Consider the following 25,668-nt stretch of genomic DNA (forward strand, 5'->3'; position numbering starts at 1 on the left):
GAATGAGACAAGCGACTTTCTGGGTGCTGGCGGCTCTGCTGGCACTGGGGGCTTGCCAGTCGGCGAGCGAAGGCCAGTCGGGACTGGCCGTGACGGCATCCGGGACGGGAGCCCAACGGACGGCACCGGCCGGGACTGCCCCGACCGCCGCCGCCTATGCGGCAAGCCGGCCGGCAACACCGGCACAATGCGCCATTCAGGTCGCCGGCGGGCCGCCGCCAAAGCCGGACAAGGGCGCTGACTTCGCGCAGAATGCGGTCGGCAAGAACGTGGCCCGCAATGTGGGGCGCAATGCCATTTCAAGCATTGCCGCCAATATCGCCGGACCGCTCGGCGGCGCCGTCGGCAGCGCGGTGGCCGTGCAGGCAATCCGCACCGAGCAGGATCTTCACGGCAAATGGTTCGTCACGGACGGCGCGCCCGAATGCGGCTGCGAGATCGATATCGCGACAAGCACGGGCCTCGTTCCGGTCGGCTATTTCCGCACAAGCGGTTACCGGCTGAAGGACGCCAAGGGCGGACGCGTGGCGAATGTGAGCTGCTCCAATCCGCTGATCGCCTCGGCGGCAAGCTTCGCGCTCGGCTATTCCTTCACCGGCTATGACGCGCAACTGGCGCTCCAGTCGGCCAACGGATCCGCGGTCGGCCTGCTCAACCGCGACGGGGTCAACTACTTTTCCGGGACCCTTGCCGACGGCACGCCTGTGACCATGTGGCGGCGCTGACACCGCAAGCCGGCCGCGGTCAGCCGCGCAGGGCCTGGATCAGCTGGGCCTTGTTCATGGATGACCGGCCGCTGATGTCGAGTTCGCGGGCACGCGCGTAGAGCTCGTCCCGCGTCCAATCCTCATATGGTGCGGCCTTGCCGCCCTTTCGCGACGGATTCATGGACGGGTTGGCCTTGGCGTTCGCAATCGCAGCGGCCTTGGACTTGGAATAACCCTTGTCGCGCAATTCTTCATAGGTCTCGTCGTCCTTGACGGCAGGTCCGTGATCCCTGGCCATGGCTCAGCCCTCCCCTCCCTTGCGGCGCAGATAGTCTTCCGCCTCGTCGGACGGCATCGCGTCGGTGCGCGTTTGCGGATCCATGCCGGGTTGACCGTCGCCCTCGACGCCTGCAAGGCCGGGTTCGAGTTCCGCGTCCAGCCGGTCGATTTCCGCCAGAAGATTATCGAATTCATGGCCGCGGTCGGCATGATCGCGGGCATCCAGGGCAGCGCGAATCCACTTCAATTCCTCGCGGCGCTCCTCCAGCGGTTCGTCTGAAAAGGCAATGGCGCGGATGTCGTCCAGCGTGATGTCCTGGGCAATGCCCGGCGAATCGCCATCGCCGCCTATCGTGGCGTTTTCGGCCAGGACAGGCCCCTTCTCGAACAACGGCATGACTGAACTCCATCTCCGGGTTGATCGGTTCGCAGGAACAACGCGGGCAAGGGAGATTCGTTCAGGCAAAGAGAAACGGCGGCGCCCGGGGCGCCGCCGCTCAATGTGATCGAGCCCTGGTCGAGGCTCAGCCGATGGCGCGGACCGCGCGGGCCGTCATCACGGCAACCAGGTTGGCGCGATAATCGGCCGAGGCATGAATGTCGCTCATCAGGCCGGAGGCATCGGCCTTGAGCCCGGAGACAGCATCGGCCGAGAAGTTCGACGACAGCGCCTGTTCGGCTTCGGACCAGCGGAACACGCCGTCCGATCCGGCACCGGTCACCGCGACGCGCACGCCGTCGCCATGCTTCGCAACGAAAACGCCGGTCATGGCGTAGCGCGATGCCGGGTTCGGAAACTTCGCATAGCTGGACGCGGCGCAGGCGGGCACCTTGACCGCCTTGACCAGTTCACCCTCTTCCAGCGCCGTCTCGAACAGGCCGGTGAAGAAGTCGTCAGCCGCGATCTCGCGCTTGTCGGTGACGATGGTCGCACCGAGCGCCACCATGGCCGAGGGATAGTCGGCGGCCGGGTCGTTGTTGGCGATCGAACCGCCGATCGTGCCCATGTGGCGCACATGCGGATCGCCGATATGGGAAGCGAGGCTGGCGAGGCCCGGGCAGGCCTTCTTCACGGTGTCGGAGCCGGCCACTTCCGCGTGGGTGGTGGTGGCGCCGATTGTGAGCGTATCGCCGTCAAGGGAGATGCCCGACATGCCGGCATGGCGCAGGTCGATGAGGTTCTCCGGCGCGGCAAGGCGCGTCTTCATGGCCGGGATGAGCGTCTGGCCGCCGGCGACATACTTCGCTTCGGACGCCGAACCGGCCAGCTTTGCGGCCTCATCGGCCGAGGACGCACGGTGATAGGTGGTGTTGTACATGGATCTCTTGTCCTTCTGACTGCATCAGGCGGGCGGTCCGCCTGCGCGCCCGGCATAGCCGGCGCGCAGGCCCGTCCCGCTTCCGGTCACTTGGCGTTGCAGGCGGCCCAGACCTTCTGCGGCGTGGCCGGCATGGTCAGGCTGTTGTTGCCGATCGCGTTGGTGATCGCGTTGATGATGGCCGGCGGCGAGCCGATGGCGCCCGCCTCGCCACAGCCCTTGATGCCGAGCGGATTGCCCGGGCACGGGGTGATGTGGTGCGAGACCTCGAAGGAGGGCACATCGTCGGCGCGCGGCATGCAGTAGTCCTGGTAGGACGCGGTCAGAAGCTGGCCGCTTTCGTCATAGACGACACCCTCCAGAAGCGCCTGGCCGATGCCCTGGGTCAGGCCGCCATGCACCTGGCCCTCGACGATCATCGGGTTGATGATGTTGCCGAAGTCGTCGGCGGCGACGAAGCGCAGGACCTCGGTCTTGCCGGTCTCGGGATCCACCTCGACCTCGGCAATGTAGCAGCCGCCGGGGAAGGTGAAGTTGGTCGGATCGTAGAAGGCGGTTTCCTTCAGGCCGGGCTCCATCCCTTCGGGCAGGTTGTGGGCCGTGTAGGCGGCCAGCGCCATCTGGAACCAGGGCACCGACTTGTCGGTGCCGGCGACCTTCAGTTCGCCGTTCTCGATGACGATGTCACCCTCGTCGGCCTCCAGCAGGTGGGCCGCGATCTTCTTGGCCTTGCTCTCGACCTTGTCGAGTGCCTTGACGATGGCTGACATGCCGACCGCGCCGGAGCGCGAGCCGTAGGTGCCCATGCCCATCTGCACCTTGTCGGTATCGCCATGGACAATGGAAACGCTGTCGATGGGCACGCCGAGGCGTTCGTTGACAAGCTGGGCGAAGGTCGTCTCATGGCCCTGGCCGTGGCTGTGCGAACCGGTGAGCACCTCGATGGTGCCGACCGCATTCACGCGCACCTCTGCGGACTCCCACAGGCCGACGCCGGCGCCGAGCGAGCCGACCGCCGCCGACGGCGCGATGCCGCAGGCCTCGATGTAGCAGCTCATGCCGATGCCGCGCAGCTTGCCGTTCTTCGCGCTTTCGGCCTTGCGCGCCTCGAAGCCCTTGTAGTCGATGGCTTCCATGGCGGCGTTCAGCGTGGCCTCGAAGTCGCCGGTGTCATAGCACATGATGACCGGCGTCTGGTACGGGAACTCGCGGATGAAGTTGATGCGGCGCAGTTCGGCCGGATCGACGCCGAGTTCGCGTGCCGCCGTTTCCACCGTCCGCTCCAGCAGGTAGGTGGCTTCCGGGCGGCCGGCGCCGCGATAGGCGTCGACCGGCACGGTGTTGGTGTAGGCGGTCTTCACGTTGCAGTGGATGGCCGGGATCGCATACTGGCCCGACAGCAGCGTGGCGTAGAGATAGGTCGGGACCGAGGACGAGAAGAGCGACATGTAGGCGCCCAGATTGGCCACCGTCTCGACCTTCAGGCCGGTGATGCGGTTGTCCTTGTCGAAGGCCATCTTGACCTTGGAGACATGGTCGCGGCCATGGGCATCCGTCATGAACGCCTCGGTGCGGTCGGCCGTCCACTTGACCGGCACGCCGGTGCGCTTGGATGCCCAGAGGCAGATGATCTCCTCGGGGTAGATGTAGATCTTGGCGCCAAAGCCGCCGCCGACATCCGGCGCGATCACGCGCAGCTTGTTTTCCGGCGCGACATTGTAGAAGGCGCTCATCACCAGACGGGCGACGTGCGGGTTCTGCGAGGTCGTCCAGCAGGTGTAGTGATCCTCGGCCTTGTCATAGACGCCGAGCGTGGCGCGCGGCTCCATCGGGTTGGGCGACAGCCGGTTGTTGAGGATCTCGATCTCGGTGACGTGGGCAGCCTCGGCGATTGCCTTGTCGGCCGCGCTCTCGTCGCCGATTTCCCAGTCGTAGATCAGGTTGCCGTCGGCCTCCGGGTGGATCTGCGGCGCGCCCGGCTTGAGCGCGTCGACCGCATGGATGACGGCCGGCAGCTCCTCGTATTCGACGTTGACCGCTTCCGCGGCGTCGCGGGCCTGACCGCGCGTCTCGGCGACGACGATGGCGACCGCATCGCCAACATAGCGCACCGTCGAGGTGGCCATGGGCTCCCAGGCACCCATCTTCATCGGCGTGCCGTCCTTGGAATGGATCATCCAGCCGCAGATCAGGTTGCCGATGCCGTCAGCCTTGAGCTGCTTGCCGGTGAGAACGCCGATGACGCCCGGCATGCCTTCCGCCGCCGATGTGTCGATCGAAGCGATCTTCGCATGGGCATGCGGGCTGCGGACGAAGGCCGCGTATTTCATGCCCGGAACGCTCATGTCGTCGGTGTAGCGGCCCGCTCCCGTGATGAACCGCTTGTCTTCCTTGCGCGCAACGCGTGCGCCAATGCCTTCCATTCCCATTTTTCAAGCTCCTCCGCCTGTCCGGGAGCGAATAGCGGGTCACCGATGTCGAACAGCGGATGAGAGGGTTCTCTCCCTTGCCGCACCGTTCGGCCTATCGCGTCTTCCCCTATTCGCCTTTCCCTGTTCGCTACTCGCTAATTCGCCATTCGCCCGATTCAGGCCGCCGCGGCGCCCTTGGCCATTTCGTCCGAGGCCGCAAGAATGGCCTTGACGATGTTGTGATAGCCCGTGCAGCGGCAGATGTTGCCTTCCAGCTCGGCGCGAACCGTCTTCTCGTCGAGCTTGCCGGGGCCGTAACGGTTGATCATGTCGGTTGCAGCCATGATCATGCCCGGCGTGCAGAAGCCGCACTGCAGGCCATGATGCTCCTTGAAGGCCGCCTGGACGGGGGTCAGGTCGCCCGCGCCGGCAAGACCCTCGATGGTCACCACGTCGGAGCCGCTGGCCTGGGCGGCCAGCATGGTGCAGGATTTCACCGCCTTCCCGTCGACATGGACAACGCAGGCGCCGCACTGGGACGTGTCGCAGCCGACATGGGTGCCCGTCAGGCCAAGGTTGTCGCGCAGGAAATGCACCAGAAGCGTGCGGTCCTCGCACTGGGCGCTCACCTTCCGGCCATTTACGGTCATCGATACTTCAGACATCAAGTCCTCCTCCCAAGGAACCATGCATTGCACATGGCAGGATTTACGGAAAACGTCAGGCTTTCAAGCCCGCGCCATCGATTCGGGCGAATGATTCCTGACCGGACGCCGGGCCCGCACACATGCACGGCTCTCCCTGCCAGGCCCTCCATACCCTTCGCGGAAACAATGCCGTCCCGGTCCACGGGGCGGTATTGTACTTTCGGTCGCAAGGGCAACGCGGGCGGAGGGCGGCGGGGTGCTGTTGCGTTGGTGAATTTCCACAAGCATAATACGGGGCAAGCGCGGCACCGGCAGAGGATGGTTGCGGCGCGGGAGGACAAGGCCCTGACGCTGACACGCAGCCCCTATTCATGCGGGATGGTGGCGCTTGCCGAAACAGGCGGCCATCCGGATGCCTTCTGCGAGGCGATCGCCGGCGAGGCCAAGGCAATGGGCGGCGCCTTCGCATTCATCTTCCATTCGCCGCGCCTGTTCCCCGCACGCGAACTGGCAGCGTCCCTTCGCCGCCTCGCGCCCGGCGTGGCGCATGCCTGCTGCACCACGGCCGGCGAGATCACGCCGGACGGATTGCAGGACGGGCAGGCCATCGCGATGTTGCTGCCGGCCCGCCATTTCGCCGTCGTCACGACGGTGATCGAGGACGTGACCAATGCCGGCATGGAGAGCATCACCGCCCGGGTTGAAATGGCGCGTCACGCATTGCAGCAGGCGGGCAAGCCGAAGGACGCGCACACCTTCGCCGTCTGCCTGATCGACGGCATGTGCTATGCGGAGGAAGCCGTGACCTCCGCCATTCACTGGGGGCTCGACGACATTCCGCTGATCGGCGGTTCGGCGGGCGACGACCTCAATTTCCAGGAGACCACGATCATTCACGAGGGCCGCGTCCACAAACGGGCGGCGGTCATCGCGCTGGTGGCCACGGACGTCCCCTTCCACATCTTCAAGACCGACAATTTCGTGCCGACGCAGAAGAAACTGGTCGTGACCGCCTCGGACCCCGACCACCGCATCGTGCACGAGCTCAATGCCGCACCCGCGGCGTCCGAATATGCCCAGGCCATCGGCATGGATCCGGAATCGCTGTCGCCTTTGTCGTTCGCCACGCATCCGGTCGTGGTGCGCGTGGGCGGCGAATATTACTGCCGCTCGATCCAGAAGGTGAACGAGGACGGTTCGCTTTCCTTCTTCTGCGCCATCGACGACGGCGTGGTGCTGACAGTGGCCGAACCGACGGGCATGGTGGAAACGACGCGCCAGGCGTTGAGCGACGTGGCCAGGCAACTTGACGGCATCGACGTGGTGCTCGGCTTCGAGTGCACCCACCGCCGCCTCGACGCGCAGAACCGGCAGATCATCCGCGACGTCTCTGAACTGTACCGGTCCAACAACGTCATCGGTTTCGCCACCTATGGCGAACAGTTCCGCTCCATGCATCTCAACCAGACCTTCACGGGCGTGGCCTTCGGGTCGTTGCGCGAAGCCGCCGAGTAGGCCGCCCTGCAATGAACATCAACGAGATCGATGACATCGAAAGGCTGCGGCGCATCAACCAGGCGCTGATGTCGCGCGTCGAGCAATCCATGGACCAGCAGGGCAACGCCTTCTCGCTGTTCCAGACGGCCATCAACCTGGAAGGACGCATCCGCGCGCGGACGGAGGAACTGCGCGCCACGCTGCGCCGGCTGGAAAAGACGAACCAGGATCTCGTGCAGGCAAAGGAAGCCGCCGAGATCGCCAATCTTTCCAAGACGCGCTTCCTTGCCGCCGCCAGCCATGACGTGCTGCAGCCGCTCAACGCGGCGCGGCTTTCCGTCTCCGCACTCTCCGACATCCAGACAAGCGAAGAGGGTCAGACGCTGGCCCGGCAGGTGGAACGATCGCTGGAGACGATGGAGGAACTGCTGCGCACCCTGCTCGACATTTCCAAGCTCGATGCAGGCGTCGTCCGGCCGGAGATCAGGCTTGTCCCGCTCGACACCCTCTTCCAGTCGCTGCAATCGGATTTCGCGCCGCTGGCCGAACGCAAGGGGCTGCGGTTGCGCTTCCGGCCGACAAGGCTGGCGGTGCTTTCCGACCAGGGCATGTATCGCAGGATCCTGCAGAACATCGTCTCGAACGCCATCCGCTACACCCGCAGCGGCGGCGTTTTCGTCGCCGCCCGGCCGCGCGGCGATCAGGTTCGGGTCGACGTGATCGATACGGGAACCGGCATTCCCGAGGACGAGTTCGACGCCGTGTTCGAGGAGTTCCATCGCGGGCCGGACCTGTCCGACGACGGTTCGGGCGGACTGGGGCTCGGCCTGTCCATCGTCAAGCGCATGGTCGCCGCGCTCGACCATCCGCTGCACTTCACCTCGGTCGTCGGAAAGGGCACGGTGTTCCGCCTGATGGCGCCGGCCGCGGCCCGGACACAGAGCGAACCCGCGGCACCGGCGGGCACCGGCGAACCGGACCGGCCGCGCGCCTATGGCCTCGACGGGGCGCGCGTGCTGCTGGTGGAAAACGACGCCGGGGTGCGCCGCGCCATGCTGGTCCTGCTGCAGCGCTGGGGCTGCGACGTGCGCGACGGGGCCTGCCTGGCGGAGATCCTCGCCCATGTCGAGGGCGGGAAGTTCGATCCGGACATCATCATCGCCGACCAGCACCTCGACCATGGCGATCTGGGCACGGAAGCAATCACGGAGGCGCGGCGCGTCACGCGCAAGGCGGTGCCGGCGCTCATCACCACGGCGGACTTTTCCGAGGACCTGGCCCAGGTGGCGCGCAGCGCGCACATGGAAGTGATGCGCAAGCCGGTCAAACCGGCGCAGCTTCGCGCGCTGATGGCCCACATGCTGGCCTGAACGGCTCCGGATCAGAAACCCGGCGTGAAGGAACGCGGCGCCGGGCTGACGACCTGCGGCCGGCCTTCGCGGATCTCGTAGACCGCGTAGCCGCGTTCGTTGCGGCCATCGGGGCGGAGACGGAACAGGCCGGCATAGCCGTTGTAGCCGCCCGGCGCCTCGAGGTTCGCCAGAACAAGCGCTTGCGCCCCGCCGTTCTTCACAAGCCCCGCGACCAGCGCCACCGTGTCGTAGCCGAGCGCCATGTTGGGAACCGGTCTCTCGCCATAGGCCTGCTCGTAGCGGGTGGCGAAGCCGGCAAGGCGGGTCTGGTCGAGGTCGGCATACCATGCGCCGGCAAAGGCCGGGTCGGTCAGGTTGGCATCGGCCCACTGGCCGGATCCGAGAAACCGCTTGCCCGACAGGTCGGCGCCGGCCTCGCGCAACTGACGTGCAAAGACGCCCGGCGTGTTGCCGCCATCGGGCAGGAGAATGGCATCGGATTCGCCGATCATGGGCAAGGCGTCGGCCACGGCCTTGGCGACGGAGGCGTCGTCATAGGCATAGCGCACGGTGCCGACGAGCGCACCGCCGCCGGATTCCAGCGCTTCGCGCGCCTCGCGCTCGACGAGAAGGCCGAATGCGCCTTCCGGAACGATGGCCGTCACGCGGCGCACGCCCTGCGTCAGGGCATGGTCCAGCGTCCGCCGGAGGATGTCGCCGGGCAGGAAGGAATTGAGATAGACGCCGCGCCTTGCGACACCGGCGTCGGAGGAAAAGGCGATCATGGTGCGCCCGCGCGGCTCCAGCACGCCGCTGACGGCAGAGACATTACCCGAGAACAGGGGACCCAGGACGACGGCCGCGCCCTCGGCGTGTGCCTCGGCGGCGGCATCGGTGGCCGTCGTGGCGATGCCGGCGGTGTCCTTGACCACCAGTTCGACCGTGCCGGGGAAATCCTGGATGGCCAGGGCGGCGGCATTGCGGATGCCCTTGGCCACCTTGCCGGCATTGCCGGGCGCCGTCATCGGCAGCAGCATGGCGACACGGACCGGGCCGGCGCCGATTACCTCGCCGCTGGTCGGCGGCAGCGCGGACGGGGCCGTTGCAACAGGCGCCGTGGAGTCCGGCAGGGGCAGGCCTGCCGGCACGCCCTGGCAAGCGGCCAGAGCCGTCAGCGCAGCCATGCCGGCCATGCGGCGGACCGCCCGGAATATTCCTGTCTTCATGCCTGCACCTGCCTGCCGCTGCGTGATAAAAGCGCTATCGCGCGCCTTTCATCCCTTTTGGCAACGGCATCGCACGGAATGCAAGCATTCGACAGGGTTAGTAACAGGTAATGACCAGCGACACCGCCACCGCAAACGGCCCGAGAGACGGCGACCGCCGCTACATGATCGGCCAGGCGGCCTTCTGTGCAAGGGCATTGCCGGCGGGCCTGCATCTCGTCGCGACGCCGATCGGCAACCTCGCAGACATCACCATCCGGGCGCTGGAAACGCTGGCCGGGGCGGATATCGTGGCTTGCGAGGACACGCGCACATCGCGCGTGCTACTGGAGCGTTACGGTATCCGGGGGCGCACCACCGCCTACCACGAGCACAATGCGGCGACGGCGGGACCGAAGCTCGTCACCGCCATGCGGGAAGGCCGTTCCGTCGCCCTCATCAGCGATGCGGGCACGCCGCTGCTGTCGGACCCGGGTTACCGGCTGGTCGAGGAAACGCTGGCCGCGGGCCTGCCGGTGACGCCGCTACCGGGCCCCTCGGCCCTGCTTGCCGCACTGACCACCTCGGGCCTGCCGACAGACGCCTTCTTCTTCGCCGGCTTCCTTCCGGTCAAGGACGGCCAGAAGCGGACACGGCTGAGCGCACTCAAGGCGGTGCCCGGCACGCTGGTCTTCTACGAATCGCCGCGCCGGCTCGCTGCGACACTGGCCGCCATGGCGGACGAATTCGGCGACCGGCCGGCTGCGGTGGCGCGCGAACTCACCAAGGCCTTCGAGGAGGTCCGCCGCGATTCGATTGGCGCGCTCGCCGCCCATTACGGTCAATCCGGTGCGCCGAAGGGAGAGATCGTGATCTGCGTCGGACCGCCCGGTCCGCCCGCCGCGCCCGAACCGGAGGATGTCGACGCGCTGCTGACAGAGCTTTCTGCCTCCATGCCGGCCTCGAAGGCAGCCGCCGAGGCAGCACGGCGGACCGGGCTTTCCAAGCAGGACCTGTTCGCCCGAATCGTCGCGCTCAAGGAAGGGCGCGGCAATGGCTGAGCGAAGACGTCATGCGCGGCGCTCGGCACTCCGGCGCGGGCAACGCGGCGAATGGCTGGCGGCGCTGGCCCTGATGGCGAAGGGCTACCGGATCGTGGCGCGCAACTACCGGACGCGACTGGGCGAGATCGACCTGATCGCGCGGCGCGGCGACACGGTTGCCATTGTCGAGGTGAAGGCACGCGCCAGCGAGGCGGCCGCCCATGACGCGGTCGGCAGCGAGGCGCGCAGGAGGATCGCCAATGCCGCCGACCTCTGGCTGTCGCGCCAACCGGACGCCGCGCGCCTGTCGTTGCGCTTCGACATCGTGGCCGTGACACCCGGCCGCTGGCCCCGCCACGTCGCCAATGCCTGGCAGGCCTGACCCGGCCCTCCGGTCAGGCCACGTCGAGCACGATCTTGCCGATGTGATTGCCCTCCTCCATGCGCTCATGCGCGCGCCAGGCCTCGGCAAGCGGGAAAATCATGTCCATGACGGGAGCGACGGCGCGGCTTTCGAGCAGCGGCCAGACACGGGCCTCCAGTTCGGCGGCAATCGTCGCCTTGAAGTGGACGGGGCGCGGACGCAGGGTCGAACCGGTATGGACAAGGCGCTTGCGCATGATCAGCGAGACGTCGGCGGTCGCCTTGGAACCATGCAGCACCGCGATCTGGACGATACGGCCCTCCTCGGCCGCGGCGCGGTAATTCCGGTCGACATAATCGCCGCCGACCATGTCGAGGATGACATTGGCGCCCTTGCCGTCCGTCGCCTCGCGCACGGCCTCGACGAAATCTTCCTCGCGGTAGTTGATCGCGCGGTCGGCGCCAAGCGCAAGGCAGGCGTCGCATTTCTCCTTCGAGCCGGCGGTAGCGATCACATAGGCGCCCGACTTCGCCGCAAGCTGGATCGCGGTGGTGCCAATGCCGGACGTGCCGCCATGGACGAGCACGGTTTCGCCCTCGTCCAGTCCGGCGCGCTGGAAGACATTATGCCAGACGGTGAAATAGGTTTCCGGAATGGCCGCGGCCTCGGTGAAGGTGTAACCGGCGGGAACCGGCAGGCAGTTGGATGCCGGCGCGATGCAGTATTCGGCATAGCCGCCACCGGGGGTTAGCGCGCAGACCCGGTCGCCAAGACGCCAGCGGGTGACGCCCTCGCCCACCGCGGCGATCTCACCGGCCACTTCAAGCCCCGGCAGATCGGAGGCGCCCGCCGGGGGCGGATAGGCGCCCTTGCGCTGCAGGACGTCGGGCCGGTTCACACCGGCCGCGGCCACCCGGATCAGCACCTCGCCTTCCCTGGGCGCGGGCACCGGCCGTTTTTCCGGCTTCAGCACCATCGGGCCGCCCGGGGTGGTGATGGCTATCGCAGTCATGGTCGCGGGCACTGTCATGGTCGCCTCTGTTCTCGCCTGGAATTGATTGTGCAGCATTGATGCATGTATTGTCATGGCGGTGAAGGCCAAGGCAAGGGAGGTGCGGCATGGCAGTTTTCGATGACGACCCGGTTCGCAAGCCCGTGACGCACGCCATCGGCCAGGATCTCTCGGACCTTTCGGTGGATGAACTGGGCCACCGGATCGGCCTGCTGGAAAGCGAGATCGCGCGGCTGCGAAGCGAAATGGCCGCGAAGTCGACCACGCGCAACGCCGCGGAATCGCTGTTCCGCAAGGGCTGAGCGGCGGGACGGCCGGCGCGATTCCGAAAAAAGCCCGGATCGGCATGCCGTTGGCCCGCAAGATTTCCCGCACGCCCTGATTCGCAAGGTTTTCATGTCCTCCCGCATCGCTCCCATCGCCGCACTCCTGCTCGGAACCGCCTTCCTGCTGGCCGGAAGCGGCTTGCACGGGCTGTTATTGCCGCTGCGCGGCCAGGCGGAGGGATTTTCAGCCTTCTCGCTCGGCCTGCTGGGAACCGGTTGGGCCGCGGGCTTCGTGGCCGGCTGCCTCTATGCGCCGCGCCTGGTGCGCAGCGTGGGCCATGTGCGCGCCTTCGCCGCCTTCGCCTCCAGTGGCGCCGTGCTGGCGCTGATGACAGGGATCGTCATCGATCCCGTTGTGTGGATCGGCCTGCGCATCTGTACCGGCTTCATCATGGCCGGAGCCTTCATGGTGATCGAGAGCTGGCTCAATGAAAAGGCCACGAACGAGTCGCGCGGGTCCATCTTCGGCCTCTACATGATGGTCACCTATGCCTCGATCATGGCCGGCCAGCTGGGCCTGGCCGCAGGTGACGTGACGCGGCAGACACCCTTCATGGCCGCAGGCGCGCTGTTCTGCCTGGCACTGATCCCGATCGCCATGTCGACCGTGGCAAGCCCGCGGCCGCCGACCGGCGTGTCGCTGGACCTGAAATCGCTCTACGGCACTTCGCCGGTCGCCTTCGCCGGATGTTTCCTCATCGGCGTGGCCAACGGCGCCTGGGGAACGCTCGGGGCCGTCTACGGGGCGCAGGCCGGCGTGGGGACGGCGGGAATCGCGCTGATGATGAGCGTGACGGTGATCGCGGGCGCGCTGATGCAATGGCCGGCGGGCCGCATTTCGGACCGCACCGACCGGCGCATCGTGCTGCTGACGATGGCGGGGATCGCCAGCGCCGTGGCGCTGGCCGGCTTCTTCCTGCAGTTGCGGGGTCCGGCCGCCGTCATCTCGCTGACCGGCATCTACGGGGCGATGGCCTACACGCTCTACTCGATCGCCGTGGCGCATGCCAACGACCATGCGGGCCCGGAGGATTTCGTGAAGGTGTCGGGCGGCCTGCTGCTGGTCTACGGCGCCGGCACCATGGCGGGGCCGATGCTCGGCGCATCGCTGATGGAGAGCCTGCGCCCGGAGGGCATCTTCCTCGCCACCGCCCTGGCACACGGCCTCATCGTGCCCTACACCGCCTGGCGCATGCGCCAGCGCGCCGCCGTGCCACAGGAAGAGAAGGACACGTTCCAGACGCTTCCCGTTGAGCGGGCCACGACGCCGGAAGCCTACAATCTCGACCCGCGCGGCGAGGAGGACCCGGCCGAGGCCTGAAACGAAAAACCCGCGCCCTCAAGGACGCGGGTTTCAGGACGTGCCGGACCGGATTGCCGGCGCCTGGCGATCAATGGCGGGTCTCGGTCTCCAGCTTCTTGATCTCATCCTTGATCTTCAGCTTGCGGCGCTTGAGCTCGACGAGTTCGAGATCATCGACGGAGGGATGAAGCGCCATCTCGTCAATTCTCCGTTCCAGCTCGCCGTGTTTGCGATGCAGTTCCGCAAGATGCGATTCAAGGGACATGGCCAGCTCTCCTTCCGCTGTGTTGAACAGGGTCGCCGGGCCCGCACCGCCGCGGGCGTGTTGCCCGGTGACATGACATTACGATGACACTTTGCCAGAGACGAAAGGCGCTGTCGAATGCGTTCTGGTAGAATTCCGTTGCGCGCGAAGATATGATATGGGCCAGCCCAGCAATCAGCCGGCCTCATGTTCCATGGGTGGCCGGAATCCAGATGGAATGACATAGATGACCGGCATGTCCGAACAGGAACAGGCGGATATCCGCCTCGAATTTGCACGACTCAAGCAGGACCATGCCGATTTCGACGCCGCCATACAGGCCATGATCGCCACCGGATGCGATCCCTTGCGTATCCAGCGGATGAAAAAGAAGAAGCTGGCCCTCAAGGACCGCCTCCAGGCGCTGGAGGATTCCATCATTCCCGACATCATCGCCTGACCGCCCGCTTCCGGCGATATCCAAGCAGGAAAGACCAGACGCCATGACCGATACCGCCGATGTCGCCATCATCATGGGCAGCCAGTCGGACTGGTCCACGATGAAGCACGCGGCGGATGTGCTGGACGAACTCGGCGTCGCCTACCAGGCGCGAATCGTCTCCGCCCACCGGACGCCCGAGCGGATGTTCGATTTCGCCCGCACGGCCCGGGACAAGGGGTTCAAGGTGATCATCGCCGGGGCTGGCGGGGCGGCCCACCTGCCGGGCATGGTCGCCGCGCTCACCCCGCTGCCGGTCTTCGGCGTGCCGGTGCAGTCGGCGGCACTGTCGGGACAGGATTCGCTTCTCTCCATCGTGCAGATGCCCGGCGGCATTCCGGTCGGCACGCTGGCCATCGGCAAGGCGGGCGCCACCAATGCCGGCCTGCTGGCAGCCGCCGTGCTGGCGCTTTCGGACAAGGCCCTGGCCGGACGGCTCGACACGTTGCGCGCAGCGCGCAGCGCCGCCGTCGGCGAGGAACCGGTGGACGAGGCATGAGCGCGCTCGCCCCCAATTCGACCATCGGCATCATTGGCGGCGGCCAACTCGGCCGAATGCTCGCGATGGCGGCAGCCCGTCTCGGTTACCGCACGCTGATCCTGGAGCCGCAGCCCGACTGCCCGGCCGCGCAGGTGGCCAACGGGCAGATCGTCGCTGCCTACGACGACGCCGAAGCGCTGGAGGAACTCGCGGCGGCCTCGGATGTCGTCACCTACGAATTCGAGAACGTGCCGGTGATGGCGGCGCGTTCGCTGATGCCCCGCGTTGCGGTCCACCCCGCTCCGGCGGCGCTGGAAGCGGCGCAGGACCGGCTGGCGGAAAAGACGTTCCTGAACGAGGCCGGCATTGCGACCGCGCCGTTCCGGGCGGTCGACAGCGACGACGACCTCGCCGCCGGGCTTGCCGCGTTCGGCGGCCATGGCGTGCTCAAGACGCGCCGTCTGGGCTATGACGGCAAGGGCCAGCGGATGTTCCGCGGCGCTTCACCGTCGGACGCCGCCGGCGTGTTCGAGGCAATGGGCGCGGTGCCGCTCATCCTGGAGGGCTTCGTCGCCTTCGAGCGCGAGATATCGGTGATCGCGGCGCGCGGCATGGACGGGTCGATCCGCGCCTATGCGCCTGCGGAAAACGTTCACCGCGACGGCATCCTGCACACCTCCACCGTGCCGGCGGCGATATCCGCCGAAACGGCGACGGAAGCCACAACCGCCGTCTCGACGATCCTCGAAGCGCTCGGCTATGTCGGTGTGATCGGCGTGGAATTCTTCGTCATGGCGGACGGTTCGCTCGTTGCCAACGAAATGGCGCCGCGCGTCCACAATTCCGGCCACTGGACGGAAGCCGCCTGCGCCATTTCGCAATTCGAACAGCATATCCGGGCCGTGGCGGGCCTGCCGCTCGGCCTTGGCGACCGCCATTCCGACTGCGTGATGGAAAACCTCATCGGCGATGACATCGCCAAGGTGCCGGCCATCGCGCAGGAAGCGGATGCGGTCATCCACCTCTATGGCAAGGCACAGGCCCGGCCCGGCCGCAAGATGGGACACGTGACACGGCTCAAGCGCCGCTGAGGCCCTGCGTTCAAGGCAGCCGGAGGAGGACCGGCAGCCAGCCGGTTTCCTGAAGATATTCCAGCAATTCGAAGAGCGGCATGGCGGCGAAGAAGACAAGGCCGTCCATCAGGGTCGTGTAGAGCCTGCGCGGGACGATCACGAGTTCCTTCTCGTCGTGGTAAAGGAAGGGATTGGGCAGGAAACGCGGCACTTCGGCACGATAATCCTCGTAGGGCTGACCGAGGGCGCCCGACAGGAACGCCTCTTCCTTCAGGATGAGGATGTGGAACGCCAGCCATGACCCCAGCAGGAAGAGGACCGCGATGGAGGCCGACCCGGTCTGGGCGCCTACGCCGGCGGCGGCAATGGTGGAAAAGACGTAGAGGGGATTGCGGGTCACGGAATAGGGGCCGGAACGCACAAGCACCTCGGCCTTGCGGCCGCCAATGTAGAGGGTCGACCAAAGGCGGCCGGTGATCCCGGCAATGATCAGGCCAACCCCGGCAGCCTCGACGAATTCGTGAATGTCGCCGTCGCCGGGCGAGGAGACGAAGGCAAGGACCGAAAAAGCCAGAAGAAGAACGGCGAACAGGGCCAGCCGCCTGACGCTCTGGACACGAGCAAGCCGCGCCCTGCTGAATTCCACTGCCATGAACCTATCCTTCCGTTGCACTGCCTTGCGATCCGCACCGCGACCTCTTGCCTGACCGCGCGGCGAGACTTAACGTCGTCCGATCCTTCACGCAATCGCGACTCGGGGACCGTTTAAGCCGGTCGACATGACATCATGCTGAAAGCCAATCCAGACGCGTCCACGACCGGGGGGCTGTTCACCCCGAAACTGCTGACCGTGCTGCGCGAGGGCTACACGCTGGACTGGCTGCGCGCCGACGCGCTTTCAGGGCTGACGGTCGCCATCGTGGCGCTGCCCTTGTCGATGGCAATTGCCATCGCATCAGGCGTCGGGCCTGAACGCGGCCTCTACACGGCCATCGCCGGCGGTTTCCTGGTTTCGCTGCTCGGCGGCAGCCGCTACCAGATCGGCGGACCGGCCGGCGCCTTCATCGTGCTGGTCGCGGCAACCGTGACGGCCCACGGCGTCGAAGGGCTGATCCTGGCGACATTCCTGTCCGGCATGATGCTGGCCGTTGCCGGATGGCTGCGGCTCGGCTCCTACATCAAGTTCATCCCCTATCCGGTCACGGTCGGGTTCACCGCCGGTATCGGCATCATCATCCTGGCGAGCCAGTTGCGCGACCTGTTCGGCCTGACACTTGCGGGTTCGGAACCGGGACCACTGTTGGAGAAGCTTAGCGCGCTGGCAGCAGCAGCGGGGACGGCCAGTCCGGCGGCCATCGCGCTGGCCTTCGGCACCATCGCCTTCATTCTCGGCCTGAAGCGGGTCCGCCCGGGCTGGCCGGGCATGATCCTGGCCATCGCGCTGGCTTCGATCGTTGCGTGGGCGCTGGCCCTGCCCGTGGAAACCATCGGAACCAAGTTCGGCGGCATACCGCGCACCCTGCCCGCGCCCGCCCTGCCCGACCTGTCTCCCGCGCTGGTTGCCGCCGTGCTGCCGGCGGCCGTCTCCTTCACCCTGCTCGGCGCCATCGAATCGCTGCTGTCGGCCGTCGTGGCCGACGGCATGACCGGACGGCGGCACCGCTCCAATTGCGAACTGGTCGGCCAGGGCTTCGCCAACATGGGCTCGGCACTGTTCGGCGGCTTCTGCGTGACGGGCACGATCGCGCGGACCGCGACCAATGTCCGTTCCGGCGCCCGCAGTCCGGTATCGGGCATGCTCCATGCCGTCTTCCTGCTGGTCTTCATGGCGGTCGCCGCGCCGCTGGCCTCCTATATCCCGCTCGCGGCGCTGGCCGGCGTGCTGGCCATCGTCGCCTGGAACATGGTGGAGAAGCATGCCATAGCCGCGCTGGTGCGCGCCTCGCGCGGCGACGCGCTCGTGCTCGCGGTGACCTTCGTGCTGGTCGTGTTCCGCGACCTGACGGAAGGCATCGTCGTCGGCTTCGCGCTCGGCGCCATCCTGTTCATCGACCGCATGGGCAAGATCATCGCCGTCGAGCCGGACAAGCCCTTCGCCGTAACCGACCGGGCCGACCGGCTGACCGATCCCGCGACGGCCGAGACCGGCGACGATCCGGGCGTCGTCGTCTACCGGATTTCCGGCGCCTTCTTCTTCGGCGCGGCCTCGACGGTGGGGTCCGTGCTCGACCGCATCGCCGACAAGCACCGGGTCTTCATCCTCGACTGCTCGGCCGTGCCCTTCCTTGATTCCACCGCCGCCAACGTGATCGAGGGGAGCCTGCGCAAGGCGGAGCGGGCACAGGTGGCGATGATCATCTCCGGCGCATCGGATACCGTGCGGCACATGCTGGAAAGCCAGGGCGTGGCGCCGCCGCGCGTGCGGTTCGCCCCCGACATCGCCGCCGCGCGGGACATGGCGGCCGGCACGACGTCAGCCTGACCGGCTTTCCCGCTCCGGCTGACGGCCCCATACGATCTTGCGATAGTCGAAATCGCTCTCCAGCGTCGGTTTCACGATGGCGAAATAGGGCGACAGGTCGAAATCGCGCGGCGTGAACAGCGTGTGATGGCGGATGTGCAGGATTTCCGACCGCGAATAGGTGGAGGCCGCGGCGGCGCGGCCGGGCGCGCGCGTGACCTCCGGCAGGATGGGATAGGGCACCGACTGGAAGGCCTGGGCGATGAGCGATGAGCAGATGGCGCGCGTCGGATCGCCCGATCCGAAGGCGATCAGGCGGCGGCGCCAACGCACCGGAACAGGAGGAAAGGGCATGAAATAACGCAGCATGTCCAGGATATGCCGCATGTCATATTGCAGGCCGATGCCATCGACCATGAAGGCGACCACGCGGTTGCGGTCGGCCTTCGACAGGCCATGGGCGCGGCAGATGCGCGTATTGTAGGTGCGGTATTTCGAAAGCGGAACCGAAATGCAGCCTTCACCCAGCACCACCTCCACCAGGCGGTGACGCTCGCCGCCGTCGGCCGGCGGGTCCAGGGCATCGCCCACATAGACGGCGGCATGGCTCCATGTGGACTGGGTGAGGTACTTGATCGCGGCCGAGACATGCTGGTTGCCCTCGACAAGCAGGATGTCGCCCGGTTCGAGCACCGCCTTCAGGGTCTCCGGGTCGGACGGGGTATAGGGCGCGTAGCCGGACGACTCGGTTTGCAGCCAGCGGGCCAGGCGGCGGCCGATCCGGTCAAGCAGATTATCCATTGCGGGCCTCCCGTGCTTGCAACGCATTGGAGCAAGGCGGGCCGTCGCGATGCAAGGCATCAATGCCGCGTTCCGGCAGATGTGACCGGGCCGTGACCGGCGCGGGGGGAAGCCAAGGACAGTTCGGCGGGCAAGGGGGGAAGAAGGCGACGGCGCTCAGGCGACGTCCTCGGGAAGACCCTTCAGGGCAAGCTGGGTGTTGGACCAGCGCGGATCGCCGGTGACCTCGTCTCCGCACCAGGACGGCAGTGGCGGATCGTCGTCCTCGCTGTCCAGTTCGACCTCGCAGACGACCGCGCCTTCCAGCGCCCCGTGAAAGACATCGATCTCCCAGACAAAGCCTTCATGGGCGGCGAGATAACGGGTCTTCTCGATGACATTGCCGATACAGCGGTCGAGCAGGCGCCGCGCATGCGCGATCGGCACGGGATATTCGTATTCCTCGCGCACCATGCCGGTTCCGGCCTTGACAGTCAGCCAGGCAGAACCGTCACCCTTGATGCGAACCCGCACCGAATTGCCGTTGCTGATGGCGATATAGCCCTGAAGGACGAGCGTGCCCGAATCCGCCTCTTCCCGCCAGCCCGTGCCTGCGACAAGGAATTTGCGCTCGATCTCGATCATGTCACGGTTTCCCGTCTGGCCGGCATCCCCGGCAAGGTCGGCCATGGGCCGTCAGGCGTCAAGCCCATGCCGGCAAAATGCCTGGCGGACATTTCCACCCCGGTCCGGTGGGGCGTCATCTTGCCGCTTGACCGGGCCGGCCTGTGTTTCTAGTTTAGAATCATTCCAAACTGGAGCCTCCCATGCTATCGCGGTTTTTCGGAGCGTCGAAACGCTCATTCGACAGTCTGAGCGAACAGGAAATCCTGGCGCTGGCCATTTCCTCCGAGGAAGACGACGGGCGCATCTACCGGGCCTATGCCGACGGGCTTCGCGAAGACTATCCCTCTTCAGCCAAGGTGTTCGACGAGATGGCCGCGGAAGAGGACGAGCATCGCCGCCGGCTCATCGAGACCCATCGTCAGCGGTTCGGCGAGACGATCCCGCTGATCCGGCGCGAGCATGTGCGCGGCTACTACGAGCGCAAGCCCGACTGGCTGGTACGCCCGCTCGGCATCGAGAAGGTGCGCGACATGGCCGAGCAGATGGAAGCGCAGGCGCACCGCTTCTACCTGGAAGCGGCCAAGCGCACGTCCGATGCCTCGACGCGCAAGCTGCTCGGCGACCTGGCGGCGGCCGAAAAGGCGCATGAGAGCCTTGCCCAGCGCCTCGGCCTGAAGCACCTGACGGAGGACGCGCGGGCGGAGGAAGACGACACGGAGCGACGGCAGTTCATCCTGACCTATGTCCAGCCCGGCCTTGCGGGCCTGATGGATGGCTCCGTCTCCACGCTGGCGCCCATCTTCGCGACCGCCTTCGCGACCCAGGACACCTGGACGACCTTCCTCGTCGGCGTCGCGGCGTCGCTGGGCGCGGGCATTTCCATGGGCTTCACGGAAGTGGCATCCGACGACGGCGTGATTTCCGGACGCGGCTCGCCGATCAAGCGCGGCCTTGCCACCGGCATCATGACGACGGTCGGCGGCCTCGGCCATGCGCTGCCCTATCTCATCCCGCATTTCTGGACAGCCACGAGCGTTGCCATCGCCATCGTCTTCGTGGAACTCTGGGCCATCGCATGGGTGCAGAACCGCTGGATGGAGACGCCGTGGAGCCGCGCGATCTTCCAGGTGGTTCTCGGCGGCGCGCTGGTGTTCGCCGCAGGCATGCTGATCGGCAACGCCTGACAGCGCGGCGGCGGCCGTTCAACAAGGATTCATTTCTTTGTGCCATCATCCCCGGCATGACACCCATTCGGTCGCGGCCGGCGCGCAGCCGCCGCGCCGCATCCGGAGACCAGAGCGATGGACCTGCCCCGCGCCGTCCGCCGCACGACGGCGGCATTGTTCGAATTCATCTGGCCGAGCTACCAGCCGGAGCGCCATTACATGCGCGGCCCCGGACCGGCCTGCGCAAAGCGGCGCCAGAAAACCGGCGAGTTGCACGGCACCATGCCGTTCTGAAGAAGGCCGGCCCCCGGGCCTCCCGGCATTCCTGAACAGGACGGCCCGCCGCGCAGGCGGGCCCATGCCTGACCGATCCGGAGAAGCGGTCAACCCAGCCCGTCGAACAGCGCCGTCGAAAGATAGCGTTCTGCGAAGGACGGGATGATCACCACCATCAGCTTGCCCGCGTTCTCGGCACGCGATCCGACCTCGATGGCGGCCGCGAGCGCCGCGCCGGATGAAATGCCCACCGGCACGCCTTCCAGCCGCGCCACAAGGCGCGCATTCTCGAAGGCCCGGTCGTTGGACACGGTGACCACCTCGTCATAGACCGCGCGATCCAGAACGGCGGGCGCGAAGCCGGCGCCGATGCCCTGGATCTTGTGCGGGCCGGGATCGCCGCCCGACAGGACCGGCGAATCTGCCGGCTCGACCGCGACCACGCGCAGGTCCGGCTTGCGGGTCTTGAGCACCTGCCCGGCGCCGGTGATGGTGCCGCCGGTGCCGATGCCGGAGACGAGAATGTCGACGACGCCATCGGTATCATTCCAGATCTCCTCGGCCGTGGTGCGGCGGTGGATTTCCGGATTGGCGGGATTCTCGAATTGCTGCGGTATGACCGCGTCCGGCAGTGCAGCGGTCAGTTCCTCGGCCTTGGCGATGGCGCCCTTCATGCCCTTCGGCCCCTCGGTCAGCACCAGTTCGGCGCCGAAGAGCGCCAGCATCTTGCGCCGTTCCACGCTCATGGTTTCCGGCATGGTCAGGATCAGGCGGTAGCCCTTGGCCGCCGCCGCAAAGGCCAGCGCGATGCCGGTATTGCCCGATGTCGGCTCGACGAGCACCGTCTTGCCGGGCGCGATGCGGCCATCGGCCTCCATGGCCTCGATCATGGCCACGCCGATGCGGTCCTTCACCGAGGCTATGGGATTGAAGAACTCCAGCTTGGCCACGAGATCGGCTTTGATGCCCGTTTCGGCGGCGAATTTCGGCAGGCGGACCAGCGGTGTGTTGCCGATCGTCTGGGTGATGGAATCATAGATGCGGCCGCGGCCTTGCGTCCTGTCTGACATGGGTTCCTCCGGATGATTTTCTCCAGAGCCTAGTCGCGCGGCATGAAATTGGCGAGTGCCGGCGGCATGGCCGCTGCCCGGATTGTGGAAAATGATTCCTTTTGGAGACCAATAACAGGATTGAATTTCTATGTAACGAGAAAGCCGCCGCGCAGCGGATCGTCATCCTCGACGATGAACTGCGCCTTGCCGGTGTAGTGGGCCCGTCCGGAGACGCGCGCCACGATGGTGACGCCGGCAGCGTTGCGGTCGACCGCCGCGATCTCGCCCGTGAAGGCGGAACCGACAATGCTCTCGAAGACACGCGGCCGGCCGGCTTCGATCAGGCCGCGCGCATGCATGAGGGCAAGGCGGGCGGTAACGCCGGAGCCTGTCGGCGACCTGTCCACCTGACGTTCGGCGAAAACGCAGATGTTGCGCGTCGGCTCAGCCGGCCCGCCGTCCTTCCCGTCGGTCAGGATGGTGCCGTAGAGGAAGCCGAGGCGTGGATCGTCGGGATGGCTGATCGTGGCGGAGGCGCGCAAGGCATCGGTCACACGGGCAGCGGCATCGATGAAGGCTGAGGCCGGATCCTTCCCGAAGGCAAGGCCGAACTGCGCGGCCTCCGCCACCGCGTAGAAGGCGCCGCCATAGCCGAGGTCGTAGCGAACGGGGAAACAAGCGGCGCCGCGCCAGTCGATTTCGACCGTCTGGTCCAGCGCGGCGGCGAAGGCCGGAACGCTTTCGAACGAGACGGCGCCCGGCCTTCCGTCCTCGATGTCGACTGAAACGGTGACAGGCCCGCAAGGGCATTCGATGAGGAAGCGTGTTACCGGCTCCGTGACAGCGACGAGGCCCTCGTCGATGCACCAACGGCCGAGCGCGATCGTGGCATGGCCGCACATGGTGGACCATCCTGCATTGTGCATGAAGAGGACGCCCAGCACGGCACCGGGCACGCCAGGCGCGACCGGCAGGACGCCATACATGTCGAAATGACCGCGCGGCTCCCACATGAGCAATTTGCGCAAGTGGTCATGGTTGGCCATGGCGAAGGCGCGCTTGTCGAGAATGGTGGCGCCGGGCACGTCCGGCCAGCCGCCGGTGACGATGCGGACCGGTTCGCCGCCGGTGTGCATGTCGGTGACGGAAAGCGCGCCGGTCACGTCAGTTCGTGCCTGTCGAGCCGAAACCGCCGGCGCCGCGCGCCGTGCCGCCCAGATGGGTGCGTTCCTCCAGCACCGCCCGGGACACCGGCGCCACAACCAGTTGCGCGATCCGCATGCCCCGTTCGACCGTGAACGCCTCCTGTCCGAGATTGACCAGCAGCACCTTCACCTCGCCGCGATAATCGCTGTCGATGGTGCCCGGCGTGTTGAGGCAGGTGACTCCGTGACGGAAGGCAAGGCCCGAACGCGGGCGGACCTGCGCCTCGAAACCGGCGGGGATTTCCAGCGCGAGGCCGGTCGGGACGAGGGCACGTTCGCCTGGCGCCAGCACCAGCGGCGCATCGGCCTGCACGGCGGCACGCAGGTCCATTCCGGCGGCACCCGGTGTTTCATAAGCCGGCAAATCAAGACCGCGGCCATGGTCGAGCCGAACGACTCCAAGCACCGGATTTGTCATTGCGTTCAAACCTCGACCTTGTGCGAGACCCGTTCCTCGCCGCCGAAAATACGTACGTAGTCGGCGATGACGGCAGCATCGCCGGTCGCCTTTTCAGGGTTGTCGGACAGCTTGACCGCCGGCCTTCCGTTCGCCTCGGTGATCTTGCAGACCAGCGAAATGGCCTTCAACTGCTCGTTTCGCTGCGGCGCGCAGTCCTTGAAGTCGTTGGTGAGGTTGGTGCCCCAGCCAAAGGCCATGCGAACCCGGCCATGGAAATGGCGGTGGGTCTCGATGATCGTGTCGGTGTCCAGGCCGTCGGAGAAGATCAGGATCTTGTCGCGAGGATCGCGGCCATGGGCGCGCCACCATTCCACGATGCGCTCGCCACCCTCGACCGGCGGCGCGCTGTCGGGCCGGAAACCGGTCCAGTCGGCCACCCAGTCGGGCGCGTCGCGCAGGAAGGCCGCCGTGCCGAAGGCGTCCGGAAGAACGATCAGCAGGTTGCCGCCGTAAAGCTTGTTCCAGTCCTCCAGCACCCGGTAGGGCGCGGCCCGCCTGGCGGCGTCAGTATCGGCAAGCGCTGCATAGACCATGGGCAGTTCATGGGCATTGGTGCCGACCGCCTCCAGGTCGCTGTCCATGGCGAGAAGCACGTTGGAGGTGCCGGTGAAGGCATCGCCGATGCCTTCCTTCAATGCCTGAACGCACCAGCGCTGCCACAGGAAGGAATGGCGCCGCCGCGTGCCGAAATCGGAAATGCGCAGGTCCGGCAGGCGCTTCAGCCGCTCGGTTTTCTCCCACATCTTCGCCTTGGCGCGGGCATAGAGCACATCGAGCGCGAAGGGGCCCATGCCGCGCATGGCGGCGCGCGAGCGCAATTCGTTGATGATCGCCAGCGCCGGGATCTCCCACATCGTCGTCTCGGCCCAGGAGCCGGTGAACTCCAGCTCGAACTGGCCGTCGCGCACCGCCAGTTCGTAGGGCGGCAGGCGGAAGGTCTCGAACCATGAGAGGAATTCCGGCTCGAAGATCTGCTTGCGGCCATAGAAGGTGTTGCCGGCCAGCCAGATCATCTCCTTCTTCGACAGGGTCAGGGAGCGGGCGTGGTCGAGCTGGTCGCGCAGTTCGTGCACGTCGATCTCGTCGGCAAGGCGGACGCTCTGCTTGCGGTTGATCAGCGAAAAGCGCACCTGCACATCGCGATGCATCTTCCAGATCATCTGGAGCATCAGCAGCTTGTAGAAGTCGGTATCCAGAAGGGAGCGGACAATGGGGTCCAGCTTCCACGTATGGTCATAGACGCGCTTGGCGATATCCGTGGTCGTCGCAGTCATGGCGCCCCTTCCTTCGTGCCAGGCAAGAAGTCTTAGGCGAGGCGGCTGCGCAAGCCAAGGGGGCCGCTTTCAATCGGCGAGTTTGACCAGGAGATCCGTCTTCCAGCGCGCCGGATCGTCCGTATCCATCGGAGTCACCCGGTAGATCTCCGCTTGCGCCACTGGAAAGCGGCTTCCGGCCTCGTTCCGTTCATCGGCGGACAGGCCGCGGCCGCGCAGCCAACCGGAAAGCATGCAGAAGGCATCATGCAGTCGGTCGTAGGGACCGGTGAAGGTGGCCGTGGCATATCGTCCGGCGGGCAGCTCCCCGGCGAGGACTTGCGCGTCACCCGGCACGGCGTGTTCCAGCAACATGGCGACTTCCATTCCGACGCGTCCATCCGCACGGAACGCTTTGTAGCGGAAGCACCCCGCCATGCCGGTCAGGCCCCGCTCATGCATCCACCCATGAAGGTCCGGGAACAGCGGCGGCGCGAAACGCGGCAGGTCCGCCATGGCACCCGACGCGGCGATGGCGACATAGGGAACGGCGTCCCGGACAGTGACAGAGGGTACGGAAAGGCCCGCGCCCTCGAAGGCGGTTTCAGTGACAGGCAGCACGGGCG

Annotated in this window: 29 protein-coding genes; 13 read left to right on the forward strand and 16 right to left on the reverse strand. The window is 66.5% G+C overall.

Going from position 1 to position 25,668, the window contains the following annotated elements; all coding sequences use genetic code 11:
- Nucleotides 1-2: 2 nt before the first annotated feature.
- The gene (locus tag ACLB6G_RS01325) at nt 3-725 is read left to right on the forward strand and encodes a hypothetical protein (protein ID WP_410354304.1); all 723 of its coding nucleotides are present in this window, start codon (nt 3-5) and stop codon (nt 723-725) included.
- Between the two features lie 19 nt (nt 726-744).
- Here the strand turns inward: ACLB6G_RS01325 and ACLB6G_RS01330 are convergent, their stop codons facing one another.
- From ACLB6G_RS01330 to ACLB6G_RS01350, 5 genes are all read right to left on the reverse strand, one after another.
- Nucleotides 745-1,005, reverse strand: a complete 261-nt coding sequence (locus tag ACLB6G_RS01330; RefSeq protein ID WP_410354305.1) for a Rho termination factor N-terminal domain-containing protein — start codon at nt 1,003-1,005, stop codon at nt 745-747.
- A gap of 3 nt (nt 1,006-1,008) precedes the next feature.
- Entirely contained in the window at nt 1,009-1,383 is a 375-nt protein-coding gene (locus ACLB6G_RS01335; protein ID WP_410354306.1) for a hypothetical protein, read from the reverse strand.
- Nucleotides 1,384-1,510: 127 nt separating this feature from the next.
- A complete protein-coding gene (locus tag ACLB6G_RS01340; RefSeq protein WP_410354307.1) occupies nt 1,511-2,305 on the reverse strand; it encodes an FAD binding domain-containing protein in 795 nt (264 codons plus the stop codon).
- Nucleotides 2,306-2,391: 86 nt separating this feature from the next.
- Nucleotides 2,392-4,734, reverse strand: coding sequence for a xanthine dehydrogenase family protein molybdopterin-binding subunit (locus tag ACLB6G_RS01345; RefSeq protein WP_410354308.1), 2,343 nt, complete (start codon nt 4,732-4,734; stop codon nt 2,392-2,394).
- A gap of 158 nt (nt 4,735-4,892) precedes the next feature.
- Nucleotides 4,893-5,381 carry a (2Fe-2S)-binding protein gene (locus tag ACLB6G_RS01350; RefSeq protein ID WP_410354309.1) on the reverse strand — a complete coding sequence of 163 codons (489 nt, stop codon included), beginning with the start codon at nt 5,379-5,381 and terminating at the stop codon, nt 4,893-4,895.
- Nucleotides 5,382-5,681: 300 nt separating this feature from the next.
- Here ACLB6G_RS01350 and ACLB6G_RS01355 point away from each other — a divergent pair, with 300 nt between their 5' ends.
- Together ACLB6G_RS01355 and ACLB6G_RS01360 are read left to right on the forward strand one after the other, a co-directional pair.
- On the forward strand, nt 5,682-6,878 hold the full coding sequence (locus ACLB6G_RS01355) for an FIST N-terminal domain-containing protein (RefSeq protein WP_410354310.1): 1,197 nt from the start codon (nt 5,682-5,684) through the stop codon (nt 6,876-6,878).
- Between the two features lie 11 nt (nt 6,879-6,889).
- The gene (locus ACLB6G_RS01360; protein WP_410354311.1) at nt 6,890-8,230 is read left to right on the forward strand and encodes an ATP-binding response regulator; all 1,341 of its coding nucleotides are present in this window, start codon (nt 6,890-6,892) and stop codon (nt 8,228-8,230) included.
- Nucleotides 8,231-8,241: 11 nt separating this feature from the next.
- On the opposite strand, the gene ACLB6G_RS01365 is transcribed toward ACLB6G_RS01360, so the two are convergent.
- Nucleotides 8,242-9,438, reverse strand: a complete 1,197-nt coding sequence (locus ACLB6G_RS01365) for a penicillin-binding protein activator (protein ID WP_410354312.1) — start codon at nt 9,436-9,438, stop codon at nt 8,242-8,244.
- A gap of 110 nt (nt 9,439-9,548) precedes the next feature.
- Between ACLB6G_RS01365 and rsmI the strand changes: the two genes are divergently transcribed.
- Together rsmI and ACLB6G_RS01375 are read left to right on the forward strand one after the other, a co-directional pair.
- Entirely contained in the window at nt 9,549-10,478 is a 930-nt protein-coding gene (gene rsmI / locus ACLB6G_RS01370; RefSeq protein ID WP_410354313.1) for a 16S rRNA (cytidine(1402)-2'-O)-methyltransferase, read from the forward strand.
- Nucleotides 10,471-10,842, forward strand: coding sequence for a YraN family protein (locus ACLB6G_RS01375; protein ID WP_410354315.1), 372 nt, complete (start codon nt 10,471-10,473; stop codon nt 10,840-10,842). The genes rsmI and ACLB6G_RS01375 overlap by 8 nt, the downstream gene beginning before the upstream one ends.
- 13 nt (nt 10,843-10,855) lie before the next feature.
- Here the strand turns inward: ACLB6G_RS01375 and ACLB6G_RS01380 are convergent, their stop codons facing one another.
- A complete protein-coding gene (locus ACLB6G_RS01380; protein ID WP_410355142.1) occupies nt 10,856-11,836 on the reverse strand; it encodes an NAD(P)H-quinone oxidoreductase in 981 nt (326 codons plus the stop codon).
- A gap of 107 nt (nt 11,837-11,943) precedes the next feature.
- Between ACLB6G_RS01380 and ACLB6G_RS01385 the strand changes: the two genes are divergently transcribed.
- Both ACLB6G_RS01385 and ACLB6G_RS01390 read left to right on the forward strand, forming a co-directional pair.
- Nucleotides 11,944-12,138, forward strand: coding sequence for a DUF1192 domain-containing protein (locus tag ACLB6G_RS01385; protein ID WP_410354316.1), 195 nt, complete (start codon nt 11,944-11,946; stop codon nt 12,136-12,138).
- Nucleotides 12,139-12,232: 94 nt separating this feature from the next.
- Nucleotides 12,233-13,483, forward strand: a complete 1,251-nt coding sequence (locus ACLB6G_RS01390; protein ID WP_410354317.1) for an MFS transporter — start codon at nt 12,233-12,235, stop codon at nt 13,481-13,483.
- A gap of 70 nt (nt 13,484-13,553) precedes the next feature.
- On the opposite strand, the gene ACLB6G_RS01395 is transcribed toward ACLB6G_RS01390, so the two are convergent.
- On the reverse strand, nt 13,554-13,730 hold the full coding sequence (locus tag ACLB6G_RS01395) for a YdcH family protein (RefSeq protein ID WP_410354318.1): 177 nt from the start codon (nt 13,728-13,730) through the stop codon (nt 13,554-13,556).
- 235 nt (nt 13,731-13,965) lie between these two features.
- On the opposite strand from ACLB6G_RS01395, the gene ACLB6G_RS01400 reads away from it, so the two are divergent.
- The 3 genes from ACLB6G_RS01400 to ACLB6G_RS01410 are packed head-to-tail and all read left to right on the forward strand — an operon-like array spanning nt 13,966 to nt 15,780.
- Complete coding sequence (locus ACLB6G_RS01400; RefSeq protein WP_410355143.1) at nt 13,966-14,169, forward strand: YdcH family protein; 204 nt, start codon at nt 13,966-13,968, stop codon at nt 14,167-14,169.
- A gap of 43 nt (nt 14,170-14,212) precedes the next feature.
- The gene (gene purE, locus ACLB6G_RS01405) at nt 14,213-14,707 is read left to right on the forward strand and encodes a 5-(carboxyamino)imidazole ribonucleotide mutase (protein ID WP_410354319.1); all 495 of its coding nucleotides are present in this window, start codon (nt 14,213-14,215) and stop codon (nt 14,705-14,707) included.
- A complete protein-coding gene (locus ACLB6G_RS01410; RefSeq protein ID WP_410354320.1) occupies nt 14,704-15,780 on the forward strand; it encodes a 5-(carboxyamino)imidazole ribonucleotide synthase in 1,077 nt (358 codons plus the stop codon). Before purE ends, ACLB6G_RS01410 begins: the two co-directional genes overlap by 4 nt.
- 10 nt (nt 15,781-15,790) lie before the next feature.
- On the opposite strand, the gene ACLB6G_RS01415 is transcribed toward ACLB6G_RS01410, so the two are convergent.
- Nucleotides 15,791-16,414, reverse strand: coding sequence for a methyltransferase family protein (locus ACLB6G_RS01415; RefSeq protein ID WP_410354321.1), 624 nt, complete (start codon nt 16,412-16,414; stop codon nt 15,791-15,793).
- Between the two features lie 135 nt (nt 16,415-16,549).
- Between ACLB6G_RS01415 and ACLB6G_RS01420 the strand changes: the two genes are divergently transcribed.
- Nucleotides 16,550-18,244 carry a SulP family inorganic anion transporter gene (locus ACLB6G_RS01420; RefSeq protein ID WP_410354322.1) on the forward strand — a complete coding sequence of 565 codons (1,695 nt, stop codon included), beginning with the start codon at nt 16,550-16,552 and terminating at the stop codon, nt 18,242-18,244.
- On the opposite strand, the gene ACLB6G_RS01425 is transcribed toward ACLB6G_RS01420, so the two are convergent.
- Both ACLB6G_RS01425 and ACLB6G_RS01430 read right to left on the reverse strand, forming a co-directional pair.
- Entirely contained in the window at nt 18,236-19,024 is a 789-nt protein-coding gene (locus ACLB6G_RS01425; RefSeq protein ID WP_410354323.1) for a C40 family peptidase, read from the reverse strand. The two genes, ACLB6G_RS01420 and ACLB6G_RS01425, sit on opposite strands and share 9 nt — an antisense overlap.
- 156 nt (nt 19,025-19,180) lie before the next feature.
- Entirely contained in the window at nt 19,181-19,693 is a 513-nt protein-coding gene (locus tag ACLB6G_RS01430; RefSeq protein ID WP_410354324.1) for a CYTH domain-containing protein, read from the reverse strand.
- 137 nt (nt 19,694-19,830) lie between these two features.
- Between ACLB6G_RS01430 and mbfA the strand changes: the two genes are divergently transcribed.
- Together mbfA and ACLB6G_RS01440 are read left to right on the forward strand one after the other, a co-directional pair.
- Entirely contained in the window at nt 19,831-20,814 is a 984-nt protein-coding gene (gene mbfA, locus ACLB6G_RS01435) for an iron exporter MbfA (RefSeq protein ID WP_410354325.1), read from the forward strand.
- Between the two features lie 117 nt (nt 20,815-20,931).
- On the forward strand, nt 20,932-21,090 hold the full coding sequence (locus tag ACLB6G_RS01440; RefSeq protein WP_410354326.1) for a hypothetical protein: 159 nt from the start codon (nt 20,932-20,934) through the stop codon (nt 21,088-21,090).
- An 89-nt stretch (nt 21,091-21,179) separates the two neighbouring features.
- Here the strand turns inward: ACLB6G_RS01440 and cysK are convergent, their stop codons facing one another.
- The 5 genes from cysK to ACLB6G_RS01465 all read right to left on the reverse strand — a co-directional run bounded on the left by cysK (nt 21,180) and on the right by ACLB6G_RS01465 (nt 25,663).
- Nucleotides 21,180-22,142, reverse strand: a complete 963-nt coding sequence (gene cysK / locus ACLB6G_RS01445; RefSeq protein ID WP_410354327.1) for a cysteine synthase A — start codon at nt 22,140-22,142, stop codon at nt 21,180-21,182.
- Between the two features lie 128 nt (nt 22,143-22,270).
- Complete coding sequence (locus ACLB6G_RS01450; protein WP_410354328.1) at nt 22,271-23,287, reverse strand: proline racemase family protein; 1,017 nt, start codon at nt 23,285-23,287, stop codon at nt 22,271-22,273.
- 1 nt (nt 23,288) lies between these two features.
- Nucleotides 23,289-23,747, reverse strand: a complete 459-nt coding sequence (gene dut, locus ACLB6G_RS01455; RefSeq protein WP_410354329.1) for a dUTP diphosphatase — start codon at nt 23,745-23,747, stop codon at nt 23,289-23,291.
- A 5-nt stretch (nt 23,748-23,752) separates the two neighbouring features.
- Nucleotides 23,753-25,063, reverse strand: a complete 1,311-nt coding sequence (gene pncB / locus ACLB6G_RS01460; RefSeq protein ID WP_410354330.1) for a nicotinate phosphoribosyltransferase — start codon at nt 25,061-25,063, stop codon at nt 23,753-23,755.
- A 69-nt stretch (nt 25,064-25,132) separates the two neighbouring features.
- Complete coding sequence (locus tag ACLB6G_RS01465; protein ID WP_410354331.1) at nt 25,133-25,663, reverse strand: GyrI-like domain-containing protein; 531 nt, start codon at nt 25,661-25,663, stop codon at nt 25,133-25,135.
- Between the last annotated feature and the right edge of the window lie 5 nt (nt 25,664-25,668).

The organism is Zhengella sedimenti, assembly GCF_046506625.1.
In the GTDB taxonomy this organism is placed as follows: Bacteria; Pseudomonadota; Alphaproteobacteria; order Rhizobiales; family Rhizobiaceae; genus Zhengella; species Zhengella sedimenti.